Origin of the sequence: Mycobacterium sp. MAC_080597_8934 (assembly GCF_000523975.1) — a bacterium.
GTDB lineage: Bacteria > Actinomycetota > Actinomycetes > Mycobacteriales > Mycobacteriaceae > Mycobacterium > Mycobacterium avium.
Window position 1 is genome coordinate 258,175 of sequence record NZ_JAOS01000029.1, and the last position, 6,484, is coordinate 264,658.

A 6,484-nucleotide genomic window follows, 5' to 3' on the forward strand; every position below is an offset into this window, starting at 1 on the left:
TTCGGACGTGTTGGATCAGTCGGTCTGGCTCGTTGGCCCCATGTTGGCCCCATGAGATAACCCAATCTGCGTGGCAAGCCGATCGGGTTACTTGGTCGGTAGAAGCGGACTTGGGCGAAGTCTTAGTGCGATGGTTTTCGCTTACCGAACAGAGCGCGGCGGTCCCGGCGGATCTCATAGAGACGCCAACTGAACTATCGACCGCAACTGAAAGGCTGGATGCAGTCCAATTTGCTTGCGTGTGGTCCGATGGGCACCACCGCGCGCATCCCAATCTAGAGCAGTTTCACCGGCGCTGGCTCAAGCACTAGGCCCCACGGCGTGGTGACGTTGAGGAGCGGTTCGGGCGGCGGGTCGGTGAGCGCGATGGGGTCTCCGGCCAAGCTCGCGGTGCCGCGCCCCTCGAAGAGTGCGACGCAAGCGTTGCCGTCCAGGCGGGACGGGAACCGGACGGCGCCGGCGCCTCGGTCAAAAAGGTCCGCGGCGATCGTCTGCGTGATGGCGCGGCGACTGGTGGTGATCTCGCGCAGATCGAGGTGCTGCAGGTCGTGCTCGAGCAGCAGTTCGACGTGGCGATCCTCGATCTCCTGGCGTGTGGGCACGTCGGTGAGATCGATCAAGGGGCCATCGAGCTTCAGGACTGTGGGAACGAGGGCGTGCTGTATGCGCCACTGCGCAGTGACCGGCTTCTCAGTGAAGTCTTGGGCAGCCTCAGGTCCGTAGCGCTCAACATGGCGGCGCAGCGCGCCGAGGTTCGGCCGGAAGTCGGCTAGCACCTCGCGAAGACACGTTTCCGCCAAGTCAGCACAATAGAGCGTGCGGAACCGGCGGTAGACGTCGTCGAAACGGTGACTGAACTGGTACAGCTCCAGCGGAGTGAAGCCGAGCGGGTCAGCGTAATAGCCGACCCGCCACAGGGTTCGCCCCTGCTCGGGCGCCGCGATCACGACTGGAAGCTGGCGACCTGCCGTGCAGCCCGGACAACCATCGCGAACTCCGCGGTGTCGACCGCCGCACCGAGCACCTCGATCGGCGCGCGATCGTCCAAGCGCGTGTTGGTGCCAAACAGCCACGCCCGCGCCGTCTTGTCGTCGTAAGCATCGACGAGCATCCTGACGACCTTGTAGCCCTCACGTAACCGGCGCTCGGTCGCGCCGTGAGGTTCCGGGCCGCCCTTGCGCGCGTAGCGGCCGATTTGCTTGGCGTCAGCCAAGCCCGCCATCGCCGCCGCGACGCGCTGGCCGACGGCCTCTTGCAGATACGCGGCGATCTCGCGGATCGAAAGCGTCGCTGCCTCATCATCAAGCCGCTGCGCCGCAGAGACGGTCAAGACTGGCATATCGCACCTCCACGTTGATCTACCTGAGACGCTACCACATAAACACCTGAGAACACACCCTGAAGCTACACCTGATAGCCACCAGGCCTGGCCTACGGTTCGCGGTTGGAGCCGTTGAATCAGCATGTTCGCGCAAAAATGCCGCCAACGACGCCGCTCACTGGCCACGATTCGACCTCTAAGGTATGAGCTAACCGGTCACCGTCTCCTCCAGTGCGCACGGTCTCATAGCTGCACGTCAGCGAGGTTCAGCCGTTCCCGCTGTGACGCTCCGTCCCTCTTGTTCGCATCGGTTCCACCGTGTTCTGTGGCCAAATCCGTGGCCATTCCAACAGCCATAAGTGGGCCCATGCGCAACCCGCGGCGCGAGCCGTCGCGGGTGACACGATTACAGATAAGCCGCGAACGTCACCACGAGAAGATCGGCGAGCGCGTCCGAGCCACCTAGGCGTAGAGACTCATCCACCGTGCGATGGTCGGCTCCATGCGCTCGGGCACGAGCGAATCCGCGTCCCGTTGATCCCGCCGTACGTTCCTGTCGGGGTCGCTGAGCAACCAGATGGTTCGCGCCGATGTCTCCATCGCCGAACGGCATAGTTGCATTATGGACGACGCGTAGAGGTTCCTCGTCGTCGTCCGTTGATCTACGAGCAACGCGGCCGCGTACAGGTTCTCCGTGGCGCTCATCATCGGAATCAAACACTCCTCGGTGACCGCTGTCCGTTATAACCGGATCTGGGGCATTCTCAATGAAGGCGAGGTCAACGCACTATCTGAACGATATCGTGATAGCATCGCTCTGTGGCGCAGATTCTCATCCGTCAACTTGAGGACGACACCAAGGCCAAATTGCAGCGACTAGCCCGTCAACACGGTCGCAGCACCGAGGAGGAGGTGCGCGAGATCTTACGGAACGCAGTCCGGCACGTCGATAATCCGCCTGGGCGGCTCGGGTCTCGTATCGCGTCACGCTTCAAAGGCGTGGGCCTGACCGAGGACATACCCGAACTGCGGGGACAGCCCGTCCAGCCGGCACAGTTCAACGAATCATGATCGTGCTGGACACCAATGTGCTCTCCGCGTTGATGCGGGACACACCCGATCCGGCCGTCGTGGAATGGCTCGATAATCAGCCCACCGAATCAATCTGGACGACATCGGTAACAGTATTCGAGATACGCACTGGTATTGAACTTTTGACGCCAAGCCGCCGACGCAAGCGGCTCGACGAGATCTTTTCTCAACTCCTCGACGAAGACCTTGATGGTCGTGTGCAATCCTTCGACCTGACGGCTGCGTTTGCCGCTGGGACCATCGCCGCCACCCAACAACGAGGTGGGCGTGCGGTGGAAATTCGTGATGTGCAGATCGCCGGCATCGCCGCGTCCCGGCACGCAACTGTGGCTACCCGCAATACTCGCCACTTCGACGGAACGGGCGTCGACCTGGTCAACCCCTGGGACTGACGTCGTGCCCCAGATTCATTGAGAATGCCCCAGATCCAGTGATAACGGACAACCGCCGCATCCCCCGCCGGCACTAAGGGATACGCCTCCTTAAAAGCGGCGTCGTCGCCGACAAACGGGCTCCCCGGCTCAGGATGGTGCGGGTGCAGTCCCCACTGCCGCAATTCCGCGCACGCCCGACTTTTATCAGGCTAGTGCGCACGTAGGCTGTGGATGTTTGCGAGGACCCGACTTTTATCAGGCTAGTGCGCACGTAGGCTGTGGATGTTTGCGAGGATTTCGGCGAGGTCGGGTGGTGGCGGTTCAGCAGCGGTCAGGGTGTGCTTGCCGGCTTGGATAGTGACGGTACGGTAGCGGCGTGCGGTGCGAACGAATTTCTTAATGCTCCAACCGGTTTGGTGCTCGATCCAGTGCGATACCGCCATCGCGGCGAAGACAACGCTGAGGTGGGCTTCGATGGAGTCGCGGGTGCGGTGATAGATCGGGCGGGCTTGCAGGTCGTGCTTGGACATCCGGAACGCCTTTTCAATGCGCCACAACTGGTGATACGCCTCGATGACGAAAGTGGCCGGTTGGCTCACCAGGTTGGTGGTGTATCCCTTCCACCCGGCCAACGCCCGGGCCTTGGCCTCCAGTGTGCGATTCACGCTCTTGGTAGCCCCGGTGAGCTGGATGTAGCGGTTACGTTTGACCGGGGCATGCCCGTCAACAGCACGTTCGGCCTTGGCCACCTGCTCATCGATCCCCCGCAGCGTGCGCCGGGCCCGGTCATGGCGGTACTGGTAGTGGATGATCCGGTCCGGGATGCCGCGGGTTTTCTCGCCGCTGGTTGATGGCCAGGGCTGGGTGAGCACCAGGCCGTCGGGGATCGCCTCATCGGAGTGCTTGTCGCGCCACTCGCGCACCACATCAGGTAAAAACGGAATCCTCGCGCCGAGAATGTAGGACAGCCCTGCCGCGTGCAGGGCGACCTGGTTGGCTTCCGAGATCATCCCGGCATCAGCGACGACCGTGACGTCGGTGAGTTGGTGAGCGGCCTTGAACGCGTTGATCACCGGCAGCATGGTCGCGGTCTCTGCCTTATTGCCCTCAAAGGCCGCCACCGTCAACGGGAACCCGCCAGCATCGGTCAACAACCCCAGGGTGATCTGCGGGTCCAACCGTCTTTCCTTGGAGAATCCGGGCTCCCGGAACCCATCACCAGCATCGGTCTCGAAGTGCAGCGTCGACACGTCATAGAGCACCAGACTGGCCGGACCCAATTGCGCGTGGGCAGCGCATGCGGTCGAAAGCGCTTGCCGGAAAGCGGGTTTGGCGAACACCGGCAGACGGCGGTTCAGCGTCGGATACGACACCGGGACGACCCCAGTCTCCTCGACGACCCGAAGTGAATCGGCCTTGCTGGTCGGTTCGATGATCCGGGCCAACACCAACTGACGAAACGCCTCATCCCCATCGGCGACGTTGGCGAACCCGACCTTGTCATAAGCAGCGCACAATGCTTCCCACAGCAGCGCCGACTTCGAGGACGTGATCGGCAACGGCTCGGCCGCCGAACGTTCGGCCAAGCCAAGGTCGAGTTGCGCTTGGCCGGCGGCCAGTCGCTGCGCCGCGGCAGCCTTCAAAGCGGCCACCCCGGCCTCGTCATGCGCCGAACCCAGATGCTCGATCCGGCGTGACCCGCGCCGCGAGGACCACACGACCTGCACAGCCATCGCCCCCGAGGATGTCTTCACCGTGCGCACATAGGCCACGCAGGCACCCTACGGCCCACCGGCTAGTGCACAAATCCGCACCAGGCCACAACCGAAGACACAGGTCACAGCCCTACACAACCGCCGGATCGCCGACAGTGATAAAAGTCAGGTTCGACGGAACGGGCGTCGACCTGGTCAACCCCTGGGACTGACGTCGTGCCCCAGATTCATTGAGAATGCCCCAGATCCAGTGATAACGGACAACCGCCGCATCCCCCGCCGGCACTAAGGGATACGCCTCCTTAAAAGCGGCGTCGTCGCCGACAAACGGGCTCCCCGGCTCAGGATGGTGCGGGTGCAGTCCCCACTGCCGCAATTCCGCGCACGCTTGGCACGGTTGCCGATGCGGTCCAGCACGCCGTTCGTCGCCAAATTGACCAGTGCTTCTATCATCTGCTGATCCGGCTGCATAACGAGTCTCCTATTACAACACCAAACACGCCCTGGCTGCGCGGTACGTTCACAATGCACCTGTCCAACGACAAGTCCGGGGTGTTCAAGGGCGCGCCGGCCATTGAGTAACAATTGCGACGTTGCATTTCGTAAGGCGGACGCCCGCGTTGGAGTCTGGGACCTAAGGGGACAATCGGCTTCCCACGCAGCGACTTCCACGTCAGGCAGCGGATTATCGAAGGTGTCGGAAACTGAGAGATTCTGTAGCTGGCCGAATTGACGCGGTGTGTTTGTTGAAGCTTGCATATCGGGCGGCGGTGGCTCGTCCCAAGCCTTCGCCATCAACGTCGGATCGTCGAGGTCTCGGCAAGCGTCGGCTGCTCGGCGGAGCTGTTCCGCTGTCATCCGTTCTGCAGGCTTGTGCCGCGGTGCCTTATCGGACATTGGTGACCCTGAAGATCTCTGATCGTAAGCGGATGGGCGTAGGTTGAACTCTATCTTGGTGGTCAATTCGTCACGGTGCCAGTTCTCCCCAGTTGCGTCCAGCAGAGTGGTGTACGAGCCGGTGATGACCGGCGTGTCGTAGCCGGATGAATGAAGGTCATCGCGTGATTCTTCGAGGGACCGACCAAAGTCACTCGAGCAAAGGAATCAACGCGATGACCATTGCCCACGATATCGACCTGTCTGCCGTGCTGGCCGAACGACTCACCACCACGCACCCTGATGTGCTGCGCGAGTTGTTGGCCGCCTTCATTCACGCCCTGATGGGCGCCGAAGCCGACGCGGTGTGCGGTGCCGGCTACGGCCAGCGCAGCAGCGAGCGCACCAATTCCCGCAACGGGTATCGGCACCGCGAGTTTGACACCCGCGCAGGCACATTGGATCTGGCGATTCCCAAGCTAAGGCAAGGTTCGTACTTCCCGGACTGGCTGCTGGAACGGCGCAAACGCGCCGAGCGGGCCCTGACCACGGTGGTGGCTACCTGCTACCTGCTGGGCGTTTCGACGCGGCGGATGGACAAACTCGTCGAGACTCTGGGCATCACCAGCTTGTCGAAGTCCCAGGTCAGCGTGATGCCAAAGAGCTCGACGCCGCGGTCGAGGCGTTCCGGACCCGGCCACTGGATGCAGGCCCGTACACGTTCATGGCTGCTGACGCCCTGGTGCTCAAGGTTCGCGAAGCAGGCCGGGTGGTCAACGTGCACGCGCTGATCGCCACCGGGGTCAACGCCGAGGGCTACCGCGAAATCCTGGGCATCGACGTCACCACCGCCGAGGACGGGGCCGGCTGGCTGACCTTCCTGCGGTCGCTGACCGCCCGCGGCCTATCAGGGGTCCGTCTGGTCACTTCCGACGCCCACGCCGGTCTGGTGGCCGCGATCGGCGCCACCCTGCCTGGGGCATCGTGGCAACGGTGTCGCACCCACTACGCCACCAACCTGATGGCCATCACTCCGAAATCATCGTGGCCGTGGGTACGCACACTACTGCATTCGGTCTTCGATCAACCTGACGCCGGTTCCGTTG

Annotated in this window: 6 protein-coding genes and 1 pseudogene; 3 read left to right on the plus strand and 4 right to left on the minus strand. The window is 62.6% G+C overall.

From position 1 onward, the window contains the following. Positions 1 to 275: 275 nt before the first annotated feature. Positions 276 to 947, minus strand: coding sequence for an RES family NAD+ phosphorylase (locus tag NF20_RS18220; RefSeq protein WP_007168496.1), 672 nt, complete (start codon positions 945 to 947; stop codon positions 276 to 278). Beyond that, the gene (locus NF20_RS18225; protein ID WP_007168495.1) at positions 944 to 1,339 is read right to left on the minus strand and encodes a hypothetical protein; all 396 of its coding nucleotides are present in this window, start codon (positions 1,337 to 1,339) and stop codon (positions 944 to 946) included. The genes NF20_RS18220 and NF20_RS18225 overlap by 4 nt, the downstream gene beginning before the upstream one ends. Positions 1,340 to 2,140: 801 nt before the next feature. Between NF20_RS18225 and NF20_RS26565 the strand changes: the two genes are divergently transcribed. Next, positions 2,141 to 2,392 carry a FitA-like ribbon-helix-helix domain-containing protein gene (locus NF20_RS26565; protein ID WP_007168493.1) on the plus strand — a complete coding sequence of 84 codons (252 nt, stop codon included), beginning with the start codon at positions 2,141 to 2,143 and terminating at the stop codon, positions 2,390 to 2,392. Continuing rightward, positions 2,389 to 2,805, plus strand: a complete 417-nt coding sequence (locus tag NF20_RS18235) for a type II toxin-antitoxin system VapC family toxin (RefSeq protein WP_007168492.1) — start codon at positions 2,389 to 2,391, stop codon at positions 2,803 to 2,805. Before NF20_RS26565 ends, NF20_RS18235 begins: the two co-directional genes overlap by 4 nt. Positions 2,806 to 3,047: 242 nt before the next feature. On the opposite strand, the gene NF20_RS18240 is transcribed toward NF20_RS18235, so the two are convergent. Both NF20_RS18240 and NF20_RS27320 read right to left on the minus strand, forming a co-directional pair. Then, positions 3,048 to 4,514, minus strand: coding sequence for an IS1634 family transposase (locus NF20_RS18240; RefSeq protein ID WP_019733492.1), 1,467 nt, complete (start codon positions 4,512 to 4,514; stop codon positions 3,048 to 3,050). A gap of 273 nt (positions 4,515 to 4,787) precedes the next feature. After that, a complete protein-coding gene (locus NF20_RS27320; RefSeq protein ID WP_132160383.1) occupies positions 4,788 to 4,973 on the minus strand; it encodes a hypothetical protein in 186 nt (61 codons plus the stop codon). Between the two features lie 641 nt (positions 4,974 to 5,614). On the opposite strand from NF20_RS27320, the pseudogene NF20_RS18245 reads away from it, so the two are divergent. Beyond that, a pseudogene (locus tag NF20_RS18245) lies at positions 5,615 to 6,484 on the plus strand (IS256-like element IS1511 family transposase); the annotation flags it as partial.

Coding starts and splice junctions, on each gene's coding strand:
- NF20_RS27320 (WP_132160383.1), bottom strand. CDS start 4,973: ATGCAGCCGGATCAGCAGATGATAGAAGCACTGGTCAATTTGGCGACG.
- NF20_RS18225 (WP_007168495.1), bottom strand. CDS start 1,339: ATGCCAGTCTTGACCGTCTCTGCGGCGCAGCGGCTTGATGATGAGGCA.
- NF20_RS18235 (WP_007168492.1), top strand. CDS start 2,389: ATGATCGTGCTGGACACCAATGTGCTCTCCGCGTTGATGCGGGACACA.